General features: G+C 49.0%; 16 protein-coding genes. 9 read left to right on the top strand and 7 right to left on the bottom strand.

Annotation, left to right across the window (positions count from 1 at the left end):
- Positions 1-9: 9 nt before the first annotated feature.
- A complete protein-coding gene (locus MARGE09_RS04450; RefSeq protein ID WP_236986149.1) occupies positions 10-2,112 on the bottom strand; it encodes a CHASE2 domain-containing protein in 2,103 nt (700 codons plus the stop codon).
- A 61-nt stretch (positions 2,113-2,173) separates the two neighbouring features.
- Here MARGE09_RS04450 and MARGE09_RS04455 point away from each other — a divergent pair, with 61 nt between their 5' ends.
- Entirely contained in the window at positions 2,174-2,809 is a 636-nt protein-coding gene (locus MARGE09_RS04455) for a Crp/Fnr family transcriptional regulator (protein ID WP_236986150.1), read from the top strand.
- A 27-nt stretch (positions 2,810-2,836) separates the two neighbouring features.
- Here MARGE09_RS04455 and MARGE09_RS04460 read toward each other — a convergent pair whose 3' ends face one another.
- The 4 genes from MARGE09_RS04460 to MARGE09_RS04475 all read right to left on the bottom strand — a co-directional run bounded on the left by MARGE09_RS04460 (position 2,837) and on the right by MARGE09_RS04475 (position 5,067).
- Entirely contained in the window at positions 2,837-3,256 is a 420-nt protein-coding gene (locus MARGE09_RS04460) for a hypothetical protein (RefSeq protein WP_236986151.1), read from the bottom strand.
- Positions 3,257-3,394: 138 nt separating this feature from the next.
- On the bottom strand, positions 3,395-4,051 hold the full coding sequence (locus MARGE09_RS04465; protein WP_236986152.1) for a 3'-5' exonuclease: 657 nt from the start codon (positions 4,049-4,051) through the stop codon (positions 3,395-3,397).
- On the bottom strand, positions 4,041-4,280 hold the full coding sequence (locus MARGE09_RS04470) for a VF530 family protein (protein ID WP_236986153.1): 240 nt from the start codon (positions 4,278-4,280) through the stop codon (positions 4,041-4,043). The genes MARGE09_RS04465 and MARGE09_RS04470 overlap by 11 nt, the downstream gene beginning before the upstream one ends.
- 22 nt (positions 4,281-4,302) lie before the next feature.
- Positions 4,303-5,067 (bottom strand): spermine/spermidine synthase domain-containing protein, encoded by a 765-nt coding sequence (locus MARGE09_RS04475; protein WP_236986154.1) that lies wholly within the window; start codon positions 5,065-5,067, stop codon positions 4,303-4,305.
- A gap of 47 nt (positions 5,068-5,114) precedes the next feature.
- Here MARGE09_RS04475 and MARGE09_RS04480 point away from each other — a divergent pair, with 47 nt between their 5' ends.
- Genes MARGE09_RS04480 through MARGE09_RS04495 form a run of 4 tightly spaced genes read left to right on the top strand, consistent with a single transcriptional unit; the run spans position 5,115 to position 6,926 of the window.
- Positions 5,115-5,453, top strand: a complete 339-nt coding sequence (locus MARGE09_RS04480; protein ID WP_236986155.1) for a hypothetical protein — start codon at positions 5,115-5,117, stop codon at positions 5,451-5,453.
- The gene (locus tag MARGE09_RS04485) at positions 5,407-6,237 is read left to right on the top strand and encodes a uroporphyrinogen-III synthase (RefSeq protein WP_236986156.1); all 831 of its coding nucleotides are present in this window, start codon (positions 5,407-5,409) and stop codon (positions 6,235-6,237) included. Before MARGE09_RS04480 ends, MARGE09_RS04485 begins: the two co-directional genes overlap by 47 nt.
- Positions 6,238-6,291: 54 nt before the next feature.
- A complete protein-coding gene (locus MARGE09_RS04490; RefSeq protein ID WP_236986157.1) occupies positions 6,292-6,570 on the top strand; it encodes a peptidylprolyl isomerase in 279 nt (92 codons plus the stop codon).
- Positions 6,571-6,581: 11 nt separating this feature from the next.
- Positions 6,582-6,926: a hypothetical protein gene (locus MARGE09_RS04495; RefSeq protein WP_236986158.1), complete on the top strand. Its 345-nt coding sequence runs from the start codon at positions 6,582-6,584 to the stop codon at positions 6,924-6,926.
- 65 nt (positions 6,927-6,991) lie between these two features.
- Here the strand turns inward: MARGE09_RS04495 and MARGE09_RS04500 are convergent, their stop codons facing one another.
- Together MARGE09_RS04500 and MARGE09_RS04505 are read right to left on the bottom strand one after the other, a co-directional pair.
- Positions 6,992-7,717 (bottom strand): OmpA family protein, encoded by a 726-nt coding sequence (locus MARGE09_RS04500; RefSeq protein WP_236986159.1) that lies wholly within the window; start codon positions 7,715-7,717, stop codon positions 6,992-6,994.
- A gap of 286 nt (positions 7,718-8,003) precedes the next feature.
- Complete coding sequence (locus MARGE09_RS04505; RefSeq protein WP_236986160.1) at positions 8,004-9,314, bottom strand: cellulase family glycosylhydrolase; 1,311 nt, start codon at positions 9,312-9,314, stop codon at positions 8,004-8,006.
- A gap of 348 nt (positions 9,315-9,662) precedes the next feature.
- Here MARGE09_RS04505 and MARGE09_RS04510 point away from each other — a divergent pair, with 348 nt between their 5' ends.
- From MARGE09_RS04510 to MARGE09_RS04525, 4 genes are read left to right on the top strand one after another with little or no spacing between them, the layout of a single operon-like run.
- A complete protein-coding gene (locus MARGE09_RS04510; protein WP_236986161.1) occupies positions 9,663-9,959 on the top strand; it encodes a hypothetical protein in 297 nt (98 codons plus the stop codon).
- Positions 9,922-11,331, top strand: a complete 1,410-nt coding sequence (locus MARGE09_RS04515; protein ID WP_236986162.1) for a diguanylate cyclase — start codon at positions 9,922-9,924, stop codon at positions 11,329-11,331. Before MARGE09_RS04510 ends, MARGE09_RS04515 begins: the two co-directional genes overlap by 38 nt.
- Entirely contained in the window at positions 11,321-12,628 is a 1,308-nt protein-coding gene (locus MARGE09_RS04520) for a GGDEF domain-containing protein (protein WP_236986163.1), read from the top strand. Before MARGE09_RS04515 ends, MARGE09_RS04520 begins: the two co-directional genes overlap by 11 nt.
- On the top strand, positions 12,625-16,533 hold the full coding sequence (locus MARGE09_RS04525; protein WP_236986164.1) for an EAL domain-containing protein: 3,909 nt from the start codon (positions 12,625-12,627) through the stop codon (positions 16,531-16,533). Before MARGE09_RS04520 ends, MARGE09_RS04525 begins: the two co-directional genes overlap by 4 nt.
- Positions 16,534-16,562 lie beyond the last annotated feature (29 nt).

The following is a 16,562-nucleotide window of genomic DNA, read 5'->3' on the forward strand; positions in this document are numbered from 1 at the left end:
CTAAAAGCTTTAGTCCGGTTGAGTTTTGGGTTGTTGATACTGGCGGGCATAAAATTCACAAACGCCCGCCAGGGCTGGAAGTTGTATGAGTTTTAGGTTGTTGTTTGCACCAATGTAGTCCCCTAGCTCTATTTTGGTGAGCGCTATGGATAAGTGCTGCATGTCTTGCTGGGTTAGTTCTTTATTCTGGGTGTCGTTAATAAGTGTATAAAGAGATGTTTTTTCGCTTTTGTTGCGCAGCGCAAACTCGCCAAGTTTTAACTTGATGTGTGGTGTAGAGGCAGTTGTGAGCTGCTCGGCAATGGCCTGCGAAAACAAAAACTCCGTCCCCAGCTCGCGGTTAAAGTGCTCGATACGCGACACCGTATTAATAATATCCCCGACCGGGGAATATTCGAAATGACCTTGGGCACCTAAGTTACCGAGTGAAAATTGGCCGCCGTGCAGTGCGCTGCAGGTAGGTAGCTGGCTGGCGAATGCGGGGGTGTTTGTGATGGCTTGTTGTATGTCTAGCACGGCCTGCATGGCTTGTTGGCACATGGCGGTATCAATTTTTGGCCCTGTCCACATGGCCATTAGGCTATCGCCGACGATATTGCCTATGGTGCCGCCGTTGTTTTGCACTGCGCCTATAAGTTCTTTGTAGTAGCCATTCATTAGCCGGTGGAGTTCGACCGGTGGCAGGGTTTCAGATAATGTCGTATAGCCTTTTATGTCGGTCATTAATACTACGCCATGTACTAGCGTGTGCTGTTTTTCGAGTGTGTTGATGTTTTTGCTGAGCGCATTGGCGGCTTCTTGCGGCAGGTATTGGGTGAGTGCATAGCGAATATGGTTTAGGCGTTTGCGGTTAAAGTAAAACTGGCGCTGCAGTTGTAAAAGGTTACCTAAAAAAAGCGCTAATAATGGCACTGTTATAGGTAGTGCGTAGTGTTGCAGGCTAAAGGTGTAATAACAGGCTATAAGGTAAATGCTAACGGTTAAGCCTTGAATAATAAGGTGAAACATTAAGCGCTTATAAATAATGCCAAAACCGATGACGCAGAATAATAAACCAATAATGGCGCCGGCCCAGCGGGGCAGGGTGCGGATGTCGTTACCCTGAATAATATTGCTAAAAACCGTTGCCGATATTTCGACTCCGCTAATATCAACACCGGTGTCGCTGGTGTAAACCGTGCTGTAGGCGTCTTGTTGTTCGGTTTGATGGGTTTCTAGGTAGCCGATATAAACAGTTTTGTCTTGATAGGCCTGAGCGAAGTCGGCCGGCGATAATGCCAGCGCTTTGTCAATATCCATTTGTTGAAACGTTTGTGCGCCACCAAAGTAATTAATAATCATGGGTGTTTTGCGAGCTATTAATTCAACTAAACGTTTGTTTGTTTTATGGGGGAGGCGGCTGGTGGGCGGTACTGTTTTTAATGTGTGCTGGTAAAGCTGTTGTGCGCGTTCGTTTAGGGTGCTTTTGCTTTCGAGCGGTTGCGGGGGAATTAATGCCAGCGCGGCTAACAAGGGTTGGCTTGGTTGCGGGCCTGCGCCTAGTTCTTCGAAAAGCGAGGTATGGGTAATGTTGTGCGCGGCTTTAGGCAGTGTAAAGTGGCCTACGGCAAGTGCATGTTGAGCAAAGCGCGGCAGTGGCGGTACCGGTTGTTCAATATCTACAAGGCCGTTAGCTAGCGCGACTTGGTGCCGTTTTAGGTAGGTGTATAACAATACCTTGGCATTGTTGGCTATTGCGGCTTCTAGTTGGCTGTCTTCCTCTTCGCTACGCGGTGCTTTAAATGCAACATCAAACACAACTATTTTGGCGTTTGCTTTAGTCAGTTTGTTTAATAATTGTGCGTACAGTGTGCGGGGCCAGTTGTGGCTATGGCGCGAAAGCCCCATGCGTTCGGCAGCACTGGAATTAAGGCCTACAATAATCACATCGTTAGGGGCAGGAATTGGCCCGCGCCAATAAAAAAGTGCGGGTAAACTGGTGCGTTTTTCGATGTGGCCTGCAAGCGGCGTAAGGCTAAATAGCGCAATAGATGCGACAGCCAACAACAAGCAAAAGTAACGCGATGTGTTTTTGGGTGTTATTTGTTGTGAATTTGTCGCAAGATACGTCATTTTTATGGATCCACACCGTTCAGGATGGCCAAAATACGTAAACCCATCAGAGATGCGGCCTATGCTAGAAAAAATAAGTTTGTTTTCACAAATCCCAGCCGATTGCTTGGCAAAGCTGGAGCAAGTTTCGACGTTACGAAAGTATCCAAAGAACTCAATTCTTTTTATGGAAGGGGATGATACGGGACAACTCTATATTGTACAAAGCGGTTTAGTGTGCGTGTATACCGATGACGACGACGGCCGACAGCTGGTGCTAAATTACATGAGCGAAGGCGATTATTTTGGCGAGCTTTCGCTGCTGGACAGGCAGCCGCGCTCGGCTTCGGCTCGGGTGGCGCAAGACAGTCAGCTACTGACTATTTCGCGTGAAGCCTTTCGCTCGTTTTTGCAAGAACATCCCCCTTTGTACGACATATTAATTGTTGAACTGGTATCGCGTATTCGCGATTTAACCTCTAACGTAAAAGATATGGCGCTGTTGGATGTATATGGTCGCGTAGCGCATACATTAGAGCGCTTATGCCAAGATACCAGCGATAATGCGCCCAAGCTTACTCACCAATCCATTGCCAATATGGTTGGCGCTTCACGCGAAATGGTTAGCCGCGTTATGAAAGAGTTAGTAATAGGCGGGTACATTGAAATGGACTGCAAAAAAATACGAATATTAAAAAGCTTCCCTAAGAATTGGTAAATTACACTGTCGATTGCCGTTGCCATACTAGGCGCACTGATTGTGTTGTTGATTAGTATGCAGCGAGGCTTGTAATGTTAAGTTGAAGTGGCAGTGTAAAGTGGGGCGATGCTGGTGCGGCGATGTTATTTTTTGCTCATACAGTACGATGTGATGCGCGGCTTCTAGCGCGGGCAGTTTAATAACATAGGCTGCCTTGGCGCGTTGCCGGTAAGACCAGCCCGCCCACGTTAAGCCGAGGTTGTGGGGCAAATGGTGAATAAAACGCCGGTAAATAACATTGCCTTTCACGTTTTGAATATCGAGCCAATAACCAATAACAGCTGGCGGAACGGCGCGCGATAGCGGCTCGCTTGCTGGAGCGCTATCGTGGTGATGCTCAACCCGCTCGGGCGAAAAAACGCTTTCGCTGGCCCGAACCCATACATGCAATGTGTGATTGTCCATCGTGCTTCCCCGTGCGAATTTTGCGTTTTAGCAATGTCCATGCAGTGGGGAAGAGTATGGTTGGTTGAGCTATTAGCTTCTGTTGAATAATACCGGCTAAATTGTGAAATATTCACATAGCTGCTGCGGGCTTAGCCCTTAGGCCTCTTCGGATATTTTTTGCAGCAATGCCGCCACCGATTTTTTGGGCGTTTTGGTGAGCTTTTTAATTAACGCGTAGGGAATGTCGAAAATACCGTAGGCCTCTTGAATATGCTCTAGCATGGCTAGCCATAACTTGGCTGTCATTTCGGCGTCGTATAGGGCGCGGTGATAGTCGCCGGAGCCGGCAATGTTGGCGTATTCGATAAGGTGGCTGAGCTTATAACTGCCGGCGTCTTGGAATACGCGTTTTGCTAAAAGCAGCGAGCAGCCAACATCGCCATTAAGTGGCAGCGCGCAGCGGGCAAATTCAGATTCTAAAAAGCGTTTATCGAAAGACGCGTTATGGGCAATTAAATTGCTGTTGCCCATAAAGCGGTAAAACTCAATCATTACATCGGAGCAGGGCGCGGCGCTAGCGAGCATGTCGTTAGTGATGCCGGTGTAACCCTCAATAAAACTATTAATGCGCATGCCCGGGTTCATTAATGCTTGAAAACTATCGGAAATTTCGCCCTGTTCTAATTTTACCGCGCCTATTTCAATGGTGCGGTCCCCTTGGTTGGGCGAAAGGCCGGTGGTTTCGAAATCGAAAATAATTAAGCTATCGGCGCGCGAATTATTCATTGTTTTCATTAAAGGGTTACTCGGCATCGCGGCTAAAACTTTTTATTTTTAGCGATTTAATATATAGGGCTTCTACTTTTTCGCGGGCCCAAGGTGTTTTGCGTAAAAACTTTAAGCTCGATTTTACCGAAGGGTCGACACCAAAGCAGCGAATGCTTATGCGGTCGTTGAGCCCTTGCCAACCGTAGTGCGCTTGCAGCTGCTCTACAATAGTTTGTAAGGTCTTGCCGTGGAGCGGATCTTTGGATGTGTTCATTACCTGGCTGGCCCTGGTTGCGTTAGAATTTTTGAAGTTTGCGGGCAATGGCATGCAGTGAAAACCCTGCGTGCGCGCTTAGATTTTTGGCTTCGTTGATTAACGCTTTAATATCGATGGGTTTAGTGGCGTTGCTAGCAAATATAACCCAGTTGCCGCTTTGCGTATGGCAGCAGTATAGCTGGGTAAAAGCTTGCCTAAGTGCTTGAGCAAGTGATGCGCGGCCTTTGTGTTCATACCAGCAATTTAACACAAGCCAGCCGTTGGGCTTTAGCCTTGCTTTGCAGGCGTTGATGTAGCCTTCGGATAATTGCGCGTGATCTACCCCTTCTTCTGTGTAAATGTCGCTCATCACTAAGGCGTAGTGGTTGTTGTCGTAAGCGAGAAAATCGGCGGCGTTGTCTTGTATTACCTCTAAGCGAGGGCTGTCTGGCAGCTCGAAGAATCGGCTGGCAACGCTAATAACAAGCTGCCGCAGCTCTACGACCGATACCTGCATTGCAGGAAAGTAGGCGTATAAAAAGCGCGCAAGCGAGCCGGCCCCTAACCCCAGTAGTAGCACCTCGTTTGGGTTTATTGCATTCGGGTGTGTTGATGGCTGTAGTAATGTTGCTAGCACCATTGCCCGTAAATAATCAAACTGCAGTTGCAGTGGCGCCTCTTTTACCATGCAGCTTTGAAAATCGTCGGCACCAAAAGAAAGACGGCGATGGTTGCCATCGTCAATCACTTTAACGGGGCCGTATTCGTCGTACTGATAAAAAAGCGTACTGGATATTGCAGGCATGGTAGGCGCTTAGTGGCTAGATGCGGGCATGCTAATGCATGCTTGCAGTGGAGTCGAGAAGCGAGGAGCTGGAGTCGTGGATCGGCATTCGGGAATTTGGGGGGCTAGGTAGCCAAGACAGTGGCGATTTTTATCGCGTGTTGGGCGCAAGGCAGTATTTTGTTTATGCTGCTGATCGGCTCATGGGCAATGCAATGGTGCGTACCTTTGATGCTGAGTCTATTGGTCTATGGCGAGCCCACCTTACGTTTGTGGATTTAACCGCAAGCGGCAGCGCTGGTATTCGCGGGGCCATAAACCCGATAAAATGCCGGCACAGATTTTATATGGGTATATGCCATGACAGACGAATTACCTCTTGCCGGTTGGCGGGTGGCGGTGCCTGAGTCGCGCCAGCTTGATGTGCTAAACGATATGCTGGTGGTGCGTGGGGCAAGCACACTGCGTTGCCCGCTGGTTTCTATTCACGATTGCCCCGACGAAGCGGCTATTAAAGCGTGGCTAACGCTGTTTTGCTCTACCCCTTTTGACGACTTAATTATTTTAACTGGCGAGGGTATTCGCCGGTTAACGGGCTTTGCCGAGCGCTTTGGGATGCTAAACGACTGGATTGCAGCCTTGGGGCGTGTGCGTAAAATTGCGCGCGGGCCAAAGCCGGCCAGTGCGCTTAGGCCGCATAAGCTCAAGCCCGATGTGCTAGCGGCGGCGCCAACAACCGACGGTGTTATTGAAACATTAATGCCCGAAGATTTAACCGGCCGGCGCATAGCGGTACAGCTATACGGCGAGGAGCCCAACGAGAAGCTGCAATCGTACTTGAAGGGAAAAGGGGCGGATATTTCTATTGTTGCGCCTTATGTGTATGCGTCTGATGTGGAGTCGTCACAGGTTTCGCGGCTTTTAGACCAGCTTATTGCGGCTGAGTTAGACGTACTTGTACTGACTAGTGTTGTGCAGGTGAAGCGTATTTTAACCGTGGCTAAAAGCGAGCAGCGCGAAGCAGAAGTGATTACTGCTCTTAAAAATATTCACATAGCGGCTATTGGCCCAATTGTGGCGCAGCGTTTAGACGAGCTGAATATCCCCATTGATGTTATTCCTGAAGACAAGTTTTTTATGAAGCCATTGGTCAGAAAGCTTGTCGAGTTTGTTGCGCTTAACCCTAAATAAGGTCCGGCGCCAAATCGATTAATTTTATTTATTTAACGAAACATAAGGCTCCTTATGCCAACAGCATGCGCTAGACATATTCTTGTAAAAACCAAAGCCGAAGCCGAGAAAATAAAGCAACAAATTGCCCGTGGTGCAGATTTTGGCGAAATGGCGAAAAAGCATTCTACTTGTAGCTCGGCTAAACAGGGCGGTAATTTAGGCGAGTTTGGCCCAGGCCAAATGGTAAAAGCATTTGATCAGGTGGTGTTTAAAAAGCCTGTGCTTACCGTACATGGCCCCATTAAAACCCAGTTTGGCTTTCACCTTATTGAAACAATTTATCGGGATTAAAAGGTAATACTATGCAAATTTATATTATGGTCGACCAGCCCGAATTTGAGGACAACGAAGCCGATGCGGTAGCGGCCGTTAGTCAGTGGGTTGGTGAAGATAACCCGCATGCGACGTTAGTGCATGTGGAAGCCAGCGAAGAAGCCGAGTTTCAGCTGGGCATTGAAATGCAAATTAAAGCGGCTAAACAGTTAATTCCACCTTTAAATGAGTTTTACAAAATTGCAAAAAAGTTTAAATGTGATTTTGTTGTGGGCTTTATCGAGGGTGACGAGCGCGAGGATGTGTGCTTTTTTGGGAACGAAGAAGGTAAGCCCGATGCGTTTGAGGTGGGCTGTTATTTAGGCTTTGAATAGCTCCGAATAAAAAAGGCCCTGCAAGCAGGGCCAAAGTCCGAGGATGTCGGAGAATAGGCGAAAAATTAAGGTGCGATATTCTCAATCGCAGCTACTGGTGCATTGCGCCGGTTGAGTACTTCAATATCTACGCGGCGGTCGCGGGCGTATTGCTCGTACTGGCCTTTTTGCGCGGTAGAAAGGCTGGCGCCAAGGCCTTGCGTAATAATGCGTGAATCGTTTACACCAAAAAATACCAACGCATTTTTAACGGCGTTAGCGCGTTCGGCGGCTAGCACATTGTTGTATTCATCGGTGCCTCTTGGGTCTGTGTGGCCACTTAAGTTAATGATTAAGTCGCTGTTGTTGCGCAAGTGCTGCGCTAAAATTTCGACGCGGGCTAAATCGTGCTCGTTTAGGCTGTCTTCACCGGTATTAAAAAGCACTTGCAGGGCGAGCTTGTCGATAGTTTTTTGTTCTAGCGCGGCAATAGTTAATTCTTTTACGGCTATCTCGCTGTTTAATTCGGTTAATTCTTGATTTAGCTGCGTCATATGGTTTTGCGTTTCTTCTAAGGCCAGCTCGGCGTTATTGCCTTTGCGGGTTTGGTCTGCCAACAGCATGCCGACCACGCCACCTACCATAAAACCCAGCGGCCCACCGGCAGCGGCGCCTGCAATAGCGGCAGTACTTACTGTGCCGCCTTCCAGCCAGGCTTGCTGGTTTTCGCTGCGGGCCGCAAAGGCTTGCGAGCTCATGGTGGTTAATGCAGTAACGATGGCAATAGCAGCAGGTAATTTACGCATGTTCATGGTGACGCTCCAAAATGATAAGTGGGATTAACAGTTTTAGTGACATCGCAAGGTGCTGTGTTTGCGATGTATGGTGTTATTAAAACGTTAAATTCTGGCCATCTTGGGGAGTTGTTATGATGCTTCTGGGAATGATTATGATGAAATATGGCAAGCCAAAAACGTGGCGATGCTGGGGTAGGCTTTCTGGTTGCTAAGGCTGAGCCCGATAATTAATTATCGGCATGCTTGGGGCGCAATACAGGGGGGGGCTGCCACGGCCGCTAATAGGTTGGCGACCATGGTGCTACTGCGTTTTGTTTAAAGTTGCTTTGCTTTTAGGAATTACTTTGCCTGTGGGACTTATATTGCCTGTAGGAACTACATTGCCCGTAGGAATTATATTGTTCGCAGGAATGGCTTTTTCGCAAGCTATTGCTGCTTCGTGATACTTGTTCCACTGCCAAGACCACCCGCCAGCGTAGCCATTACCAACAAGGCGTCGGCAGAGTTGTGTTGCTTCAATACGGTTGTTGAGTGCGTCAAGTGGGCGGTCGACGTGAAACTCGCCGATCACAATGGGCTTGTCTAGCCCCCAGTGGCTGGCGGGGTGATGGAAGGGGGACCATTTACCTTGGCGGCCTTCGTTGTTGTAGTAATGCGGCGCGTAAAAGTCGAGCGTCGCCGCGCAATTACCATCTGCTGCATTAATTAGGCGGTCATCGCGATACAAGTTCTTGCCGCCGGCCACATCGGAGTTGTATTTCCCTAAAGACTTGCTGCCGGTAGTCACTAAGGCGGTTTGGCCCATAGCGTGCGCCGTTTCATGAATCGCCGCTGCCATTAAACCTTGCACCCGCTGCAATTGGTTTAGGCTGGGCGTTGGCCCACCATAAAAATCTTTGCTAGAGGGAAACCAAGACTCTGCCATGATCTCTGGTTCGTTAAACAATTCCCACGCGAACAATTGAGGGTGATTGTTGAGTGCTTGTACCAAGGGGATCAATGCATTGTTGAGATACGACTTGAGTACCACGTCTTCTGTGAGTAGCCGATAGTTGTCGCGATTGGGTGGGCGTCGAAATGCATTGTCTCGTAGCATATCGAAGGACCACAAAGAGGGAACAATGTACACCTTATACTCTGCCGCTATGTCCAAAGCGCGGCGAAAGTTTTCGATGGTATTTCCTCCGGGCCCTGTCACTAGACGTTGGTTGTGCACCATCCCCCATTGTGGGGTGCTGGAGCCGTCGACGTGCAACCACCAGCGCAGGCTGTTGGCGCCAGCATCTTGCGTGTCGCGCAGTACTTTACGCAATTGTTTTTCGTCGAGATCGCCATCGAAGTCTTGTGCGAATTGGAACCAAGCGATGTTAAATCCGCGCAGGTAAACCTGCTTATCTTCACGGGTTATGTAACTTAAGGTGCGTACAGGGGATGGTGCAGGGCGCTTCTGGCAGTTGGCAGCCGCTGGCATCTGCGTACTACTTTTTTTAGCTGGGTTATCAGTTGTTTCCGCTGGATTACTAGGGCCGCAGCCTGCGAGTGCCATCGCAAACATTAAGTACAAAAAGTGCCGAATTTTTTTGGCAGCGCCCCGATGAGTTCGGCTACGCATGTTAGCCCTACGATGTTTTAGCTGGGGTGTGCCGATGGCTGATATGGGTGAAATCACGTTAAGGTTACCGAGCGCCTGTCTTCAGAGCGTATTGAGCAATCGTGTACTCCATGCTGTTAAACCATATTAGACCAAGCGCGGGTGATTGCCAAAATGGCTGCCTGTTTTTATGCGATTAGGTAATAGCCCAATAATTTTAAGACTATTGTGGTTGCTTGTTAGCACTAACTTTTCCTACCCCGCTGTTTTTGTAAGCCGTGTTCTATACTCACCGAATACACCTATGTCACTGATTAAGCTGTTAACTGATGCCGCGATACGCCGTCGAGCTATCGCTCGGGAAAAAGAATGTCTAGCCGATTCACCAGCATTCGATTTGTTTTAGCGCTGCTTACGGTCTTTGCAATTGCAGGGAAGCCGCTTATACCGCCTAAAGTCTTTAATGTATTTCCGTCTGATAATGTTGAAGTGAACGTTTATGGTCCGCAAACCAAAGAGCAAGACGGTGAAGAATACTGGCTAGATTCGTCCCACACATCCGCGCGATGCGAGTTGCCTGGGCGCTATATTATTCCGTGCGGCATATCCATTGATTTGCAGAGCGAGGATGTTGAGCCGTGCCCGGAAGTTGCGCCCCCCCCCTAAAAATGAAACGCTCACCCGGTGCCTGAGTGAATTAGCAGACCCTGACGGCGATGGTTGGGGAGTAGAAGGCGGCAATAAGTGTGTCGTTGTAGTGCCTGGAACAAATCGGGCGGTGACAGGGGAGCCTATTTGCGGTTCGCTCGAAAGTGACCCTGACGGCGATGGCTGGAGCTGGGAAAATGACCAAAGCTGTATTGCCGCAAGTGGCGGTGAAGATTCTCCTGAAGCCCCTACGTGTGTCAGCCCCGAGAGAGACCCTGATGGCGATGGCTGGGGGTGGGAAAACGAGGCTAGCTGTCGTGTGGGTAGCGTGACTGAGAATGTGACCGAGCAAGTGGAAATTACGTTGTGCAACAATCCCCCCCTTGGTGTTGATGCCAGCGAATATGACGGGCTGATTGTTAAAGTTCATTACGAGGGCCGCGCACCTTACCTGCGTTTGAACGTTGTGGATTCTGCGCCTGAGTTATTGGCTTATGCCTCCATGCCAAAGCCCATGTCAATGTACCTAGATACTGAAGTGCTGCGTACTGGAGAAAGGTTTGTTCGTTTTGAGGAGTTTAGTGTTGGCGAGTGGTGGACGGTGGATCAAAACCCACCTAGAGCGCTAGCGGGGCCAAGTTTTCGTCATCTAACGCAGTTTGCTTTCGATGCAGAAGGGCAGGGTGTACACCGGATTCGCATCGATAGAATTGACCTTGTAGGCGAGCGCGTGCGAACCGAAAGCTTTCTTCTGGCCATTGCGGTTATTTGGGCGGTGTATTTACTGTTTGAAGCCGGTTGGCGTTATTTAGGGTTACAACGGGCTTATCGTCACGAGCAGCAGCAATTAGAGGGGCTAATTGGCGGAGCATTGGAGCTAGAAGAGGAAAAAGAGTTATTAACTAACCTTTCTCAAACCGACCCTCTTACTCAAGTTTACAATCGCCATGGTTTATCGCAGCGACTTCGTCACCAGTTTGGTGGCGGGGCGCTGCCGATGGGCACTGGCTTGCTGGTGTTTGATATTGACCACTTTAAAAAACTGAACGACACCTATGGCCACGACGCAGGAGATGTGGTTTTGCAGGAGTTCTCATCCTTAATGATGTCGTCAATACGTAGCGAGGATACGTTTGCACGCTGGGGCGGTGAGGAGTTTGTTTTGGTGGTGGGCACGCTAGCGGAAGATAAGCTGGCGGCGATGGCAGAAAAGCTGCGGCAACGTGTGGCGGCGCATCTTTTTGTGAAAGATAAGCAGCTACCAGTGACTGTCAGTATTGGAGTGGCCCAAGCGCGCTCCGGTGAGCCGTTTGATTTGTTATGTCAGCGCGCGGACAAGGCTTTGTATAAGGCAAAATCCACGAGGAATACTGTTGCCTATGCGCCTTGATATTAACAACAAAAAATTTCTACGTGGCTATCGAAAGGTCAGCTACATCCTATTGGCTGCAACGGCAATTCTGTTTATCGGTCACTATTTTCTGCCGCTAAAGCGGTTGGTGTTATTGCCAGCGGGGCAGGTTTCAACAAGCCTTTATGGTTATACCGACCGCGATTTGGGGATAACTGGCTATTGGCAAGATCAGGCCGCTCAAAAATGGGCCTGTGATTACAAAAAGACTGACCCTTATGGCTGCGGTTGGTCGCTGCAATTAAATACAGAAGCGGATCCCTCCGGTGAAAATTTTAATGACTTTGATGCGCTAGAAATTTCGCTGGACTACAGTGGCCCCGCAACGCGCTTGCGTATTTATGTACGCAACTACAACCCTGCTTACCTGAGCGTCGAAAATAGCGGCAGCACAAAAGTGATGTCTATGACACTGCCGGTTGGTGATGCATTGAAACCTCTGCATGTGAAGTTCGATGAGTTCGATGTGGCATGGTGGTGGCTGCGTGAAAGAAAGGCTAATTGGCACGAAACCCAGCTAGAATTTGACTCTGTTACTGATATTGGCGTGGACCTTGTCGAGCCGGGCGAGCACCGAGTACAAATCGATCAAGTAGCCGTAGTGGGACGCTGGGTAAAAACTGAGGCGCTGCTCACTATCGTGATTGGCTTTTGGATGTCAGTGTTTTTACTTGAAGGGGTGGTGAGGTTCTACCAACTGTACCGCATTGCTCAGCGCAATCGTGAAAATATTCGCCAAGTTGAAGAAAAGCAGCGAATGCTTGCAGAGGAGAATAAGCAACTCGAAACAATCGCCAATACCGACCCGTTAACGGGGATTTATAATCGCGCGGGTTTAAAGGGGCGTTTGGATGCGTTGCAAAAAACCGAAGGGTTAAGCGGGCTGGGTGTGTTGCTAATGGATATTGATCACTTCAAGCACTTAAACGACCAGTACGGCCACGATTTAGGCGATAAAGTTTTGAAAACTTTCGCTTCGCTATTGTCGATGAATTTGCGTGAGCAGGACATTCTTGCACGCCTTGGTGGTGAGGAGTTTGTGGTGGTTTTGGGTAGCCAATCACCCGAAGGTATCAAATTTGTTGCCGAGAAACTGCGCCGGCTTGCTCTGCAGTGCACTTTTAATGGCGACAGCCAACGGCATATTAGTGTGAGCATTGGCGTAACGAGTATGGCGCTTAATGAAGAATTTTCGACAGCGTTAAAGCGTGCTGATAATGCTTTATATCAAGCAAAGCAAAACGGTAGAAACTGCGTGGAATACGAATCGGGATGAAACTCATACTCTGTATTTTAGCGACTGTTTTTTTATTGAGCGGGTTTTCGACTGCAGCGACTGCCATGCGTGTGCACCCTTTGCATTTGCAAGGTGAGTATCGCCATGAGCTAACTTGGGGCTCCTTGCGTGACCGCGACGGTTTTTTATGGGTTGCCTCCGATGAAGGTGTGCGCCGATACGACGGCTATACATTTAAGACGTTTGCTCCCAAGCCCAGCGATAAAGCCAGTTTGTTCTCCAAAAATGTTCGGGCGCTGTTTAATGATAGCGATGGCACCGTGTGGGTTGCCGGTAATGTACTTCACCGTTATCACCCAGAGCGTGAAAGCTTTACCCGTTACCCGGTAACCGATTACAAATTTATCTCCAGTATTTGGGAGGACTCGACAGGGGCGCTGTGGCTTGGCGGCGATCGTTTTGGTTTGTTGCGTTTTGATGTTGCAACTGGGCAGGTCACAGACCGGCTGTTCATTGAGCAAGGGCAGGAATTATCGGTTTATCACATAGCACCAAGTAGCAATGCTAATGTTATTTGGCTAGCGACCAACCGCGGACTCCTTGCGTTTAATGTGAGCACCCTTGAGAGCGAAGAAGTCTTTAGCGTTTCTGCTGTGGGCAATAAAGCGATAATCATCGGCATCGAGGAAGATAAGTTCGGTAGGGTTTGGCTTGCCACCGAAAAGGGGCTAATTGCAGTAAACCCCGCTAATGGTGAGACGCGGCATATTCAGGCAGAGCTCAATAACCCAGAAGGGCTGGGTTCAAAAGCATTGTCGTCCATGGCCAAAGATCGCGATGGCAACCTTTGGATAGGCACTAATAAACAAGGCGTATATCGCTACTGGGTTGAGTCCGACACCTTTGAGCATTTTCCTGCTTCGCAAAACGATGCCTATCGTTTTCCGCCATCGGCAATTATCCATATTCAGCAAGATGCCGAAGGACATCTGTGGTTTACATCGTTTAATCATGGCATCTATAGAATCAGCCCACACCTGCATAAATTTACCTCGTTTCAACACAGCGTCGATACCGATAATTCGCTTTCATTTAATAGTGTCACAGCTATACATGAAGACAAAGATGGCTTTATTTGGTTAGGCACAGACGGTGGTGGCTTAAACCGGTTCGATCCGCGTACGCACGACTTTATCCATTATCGTCACCAGCCAGGCGACCCTAACAGTATTAGCTCCGATACCGTGTTGGACATCGCCGAAGATGCTACCGGGATGCTGTGGCTCGGTACTTGGGGGGGCGGTATAAGCCGCTTTAACCCCAAAACGGGCGATGCACAGCGCATGATGCAGGACGCTGGTACGGACCAAGACCAACCGCTTGCCAGCAATCACGTATTTAGGGTGCTTGCGGACGGGAAATACGTGCTCTTTGGGATCGTCAGCCTAGGTTTACAGGTTTATGACATGCATTCAGGTGAGTCGAAAATATTTTCGGTAGGCGGCCCCAGCGGTATGCGTAATGATTATGTGAATGACATACTGGCAGATGGGAGTGGCGACTATTGGGTTGCGGGTTACGCTGGCGTTGATAAGTATTCACCAGCCACGGGCACCTTTAGCGCTTTGGAGCTTGGAAGCTGCGGCGCGGTGTTTAATATGCATCTGGATAAGGATGGAATGCTGTGGCTGGCCTGTGAAAACGGCCTTGTACGTTATAACCCCAAAAGCCTCGCCATGACGCGATATACGACCGATGACGGCTTACCAGACAACCATATTCAAGGGATCGAGCAAGACAGCCTTGATTTTTTATGGGTAACTACGCGCAATGGCTTGGCACGTTTTGACCCGGCCAATAAAAGTGTGGAGCTATTCAATAAAAAGGATGGTTTGGCTGGAGCTCAGTTCTCGCGCCGCGGTCATTATGGCGCCCCCGATGGTCGGATTTATGTGGGTACCACTACGGGTTTTAGCTATTTTGACCCTTTGTTTTTGCCGCACAACGAATTTGCACCTAGCATTTATTTTACCGATATGACGGTTAATAATGTGGTGCAGCAAGTGGGAGTTTCGCCCTACCTTGCGCAAAGCCTCGATACTGTTGGCACGCTCGTATTACCCAGCTCGACAGACCGCATAACGATTGGCTTTGCGGCAACTGGTTTGGTTTCTCCGTCGCACAATCAATATCGATACCGGTTGCAGGGCTTGCACGAAGATTGGATAGCAGTGGGAAGTGATGTGCGCCGCGTACAATACAACAGCCTTAAACCAGGTGACTATACATTACAGGTAATGGCGTCCAACAACGACGGTGTCTGGGCTGGCAGTACTCGTGATTTGGCTATCACCATTATGCCAGCCTGGTGGCAAACGCCATGGATTTATGGGCTATATGCGGTACTTTTCATAACGGTTATGTACGCGTTTAGTGTCGTGCGCCTAAGATTAAACAATAAACATCAGCGTAAGTTGGAGGTTTTAGTTAATCAACAAACCACTAAGCTTGTTACCGCAAATCGCTCTATTGCACAGTTGAATACTCAGCTCGAGCAACGCGTGGCCCAGCGTACGCAAGAGCTATTGGCGGAAGTTGAGGAGCGCAGGGAGTCGGAAGCGAAAGTTTCTTTTATTGCTTACCATGACTCGCTCACCGGCTTGCATAATCGCGCTTGGTTACTACAACACTTGCATGACTTACTGGAACAGTTAGATAAGTCACCGCAGCCTTTTGCTGTTTTATTTGTGGGGGGCGATCAGTTCCGTAAAATCAACGACAGCAACGGCCATCACATTGGCGACAAACTGTTAATTGCAGCAGGGCAAACCCTAGAAAACGTTTGTGGTGACGCTGCGCGAGTCACGCGTATGGGCAGTGATGAGTTTGTTGTGGTACTTGAAGCGGCTGTAGATCGCGAGAAGGTTGTTGCTTTGGCTGGTGCGATTGTATCTGAGCTAAAAAAACCGCAGGTTATTGATCAGGTACGCTTAGTCTTCAGTGTTAGTGTCGGTTTTTTTATTGTTGATCAACACTATGATGACCCCGCGCAAGTTTTACGCAATGCCAGCATCGCAATGCAGCGAGCTAAAGAGCGCGGACGCGGACGTTACCAAGAGTTTGATCAAGATATTCTGCAGCAAACTTTAGATTTGGCGGCGTTGGAGTCTGACTTAAAGCAGGCCCTTGCCCGCAAGCAATTCAGCGTAGTGTATCAGCCGATTATTCTGCTTAACTCTTGTGACACCATTGGTTTTGAAGTTTTACTGCGCTGGAATCATCCAGAGCGCGGGCAAGTGCCACCGGATACATTTATTGCAATGGCTGAGGCTTCTGGAGCGATTTGTGAAATAGGGCTATGGGTTTTGGAGCTGGCGTGCACACAGATGCAGCAATGGCGCAAGAAATTTGGCGAAGCGAACCTGCCATCCATAGCGGTGAATTTATCGCCCATTCAATTGGCGCGGGTGGATTTTTTAGAGCGTATTGACGAGGTTTTTAAAGCTACGGGGGCTGACCCTCGGCGTATTGAGTTTGAGATTACCGAATCAGCTTTATTAGATTACACCGAAGATGTGGACGGCGTTTTGGAGGCGTTGCTCCAGCGTGGTATCAAACTGGCGATTGATGACTTTGGTACCGGTTACTCCTCGCTCAGCTACTTGGATAAACTACCTGCGCAGGCGCTCAAAATCGATCGCTCTTTCGTTAATGCACTAACGGAGGCGAATCAGAAGAATGGCAATGCTCGTGAGATTGTGCGCTCTACAATTACGCTGGCGCATAATTTACGTATGTTGGTTGTAGCTGAAGGCATCGAAACGAAGCAGCAGCTAGAGGTGCTGAAGTCTTACGGGTGTGACTATGGGCAAGGGTATTTTATTGCCAGACCCATGCCGCCTGCTGAGGCTACCGCACTGCTGGGCGAGCGTTACCGCCGCTAACGTGAGCTTATGATGTGCGATGTTATGAA

The organism is Marinagarivorans cellulosilyticus, assembly GCF_021655555.1.
Taxonomy (GTDB): Bacteria; Pseudomonadota; Gammaproteobacteria; order Pseudomonadales; family Cellvibrionaceae; genus Marinagarivorans; species Marinagarivorans cellulosilyticus.

Excerpts from the sequence above, each read along its gene's own strand:
- MARGE09_RS04490 (WP_236986157.1), top strand. The coding sequence starts at position 6,292 with ATGCCAACAGCATGCGCTAGACATATTCTTGTAAAAACCAAAGCCGAA.
- MARGE09_RS04520 (WP_236986163.1), top strand. The coding sequence starts at position 11,321 with ATGCGCCTTGATATTAACAACAAAAAATTTCTACGTGGCTATCGAAAG.
- MARGE09_RS04505 (WP_236986160.1), bottom strand. The coding sequence starts at position 9,314 with ATGCGTAGCCGAACTCATCGGGGCGCTGCCAAAAAAATTCGGCACTTT.
- MARGE09_RS04455 (WP_236986150.1), top strand. The coding sequence starts at position 2,174 with ATGCTAGAAAAAATAAGTTTGTTTTCACAAATCCCAGCCGATTGCTTG.
- MARGE09_RS04525 (WP_236986164.1), top strand. The coding sequence starts at position 12,625 with ATGAAACTCATACTCTGTATTTTAGCGACTGTTTTTTTATTGAGCGGG.
- MARGE09_RS04470 (WP_236986153.1), bottom strand. The coding sequence starts at position 4,280 with ATGAACACATCCAAAGATCCGCTCCACGGCAAGACCTTACAAACTATT.
- MARGE09_RS04450 (WP_236986149.1), bottom strand. The coding sequence starts at position 2,112 with ATGACGTATCTTGCGACAAATTCACAACAAATAACACCCAAAAACACA.
- MARGE09_RS04495 (WP_236986158.1), top strand. The coding sequence starts at position 6,582 with ATGCAAATTTATATTATGGTCGACCAGCCCGAATTTGAGGACAACGAA.
- MARGE09_RS04500 (WP_236986159.1), bottom strand. The coding sequence starts at position 7,717 with ATGAACATGCGTAAATTACCTGCTGCTATTGCCATCGTTACTGCATTA.
- MARGE09_RS04475 (WP_236986154.1), bottom strand. The coding sequence starts at position 5,067 with ATGCCTGCAATATCCAGTACGCTTTTTTATCAGTACGACGAATACGGC.
- MARGE09_RS04510 (WP_236986161.1), top strand. The coding sequence starts at position 9,663 with ATGTCTAGCCGATTCACCAGCATTCGATTTGTTTTAGCGCTGCTTACG.
- MARGE09_RS04460 (WP_236986151.1), bottom strand. The coding sequence starts at position 3,256 with ATGGACAATCACACATTGCATGTATGGGTTCGGGCCAGCGAAAGCGTT.
- MARGE09_RS04465 (WP_236986152.1), bottom strand. The coding sequence starts at position 4,051 with ATGCCGAGTAACCCTTTAATGAAAACAATGAATAATTCGCGCGCCGAT.
- MARGE09_RS04515 (WP_236986162.1), top strand. The coding sequence starts at position 9,922 with ATGTTGAGCCGTGCCCGGAAGTTGCGCCCCCCCCCTAAAAATGAAACG.
- MARGE09_RS04485 (WP_236986156.1), top strand. The coding sequence starts at position 5,407 with ATGACAGACGAATTACCTCTTGCCGGTTGGCGGGTGGCGGTGCCTGAG.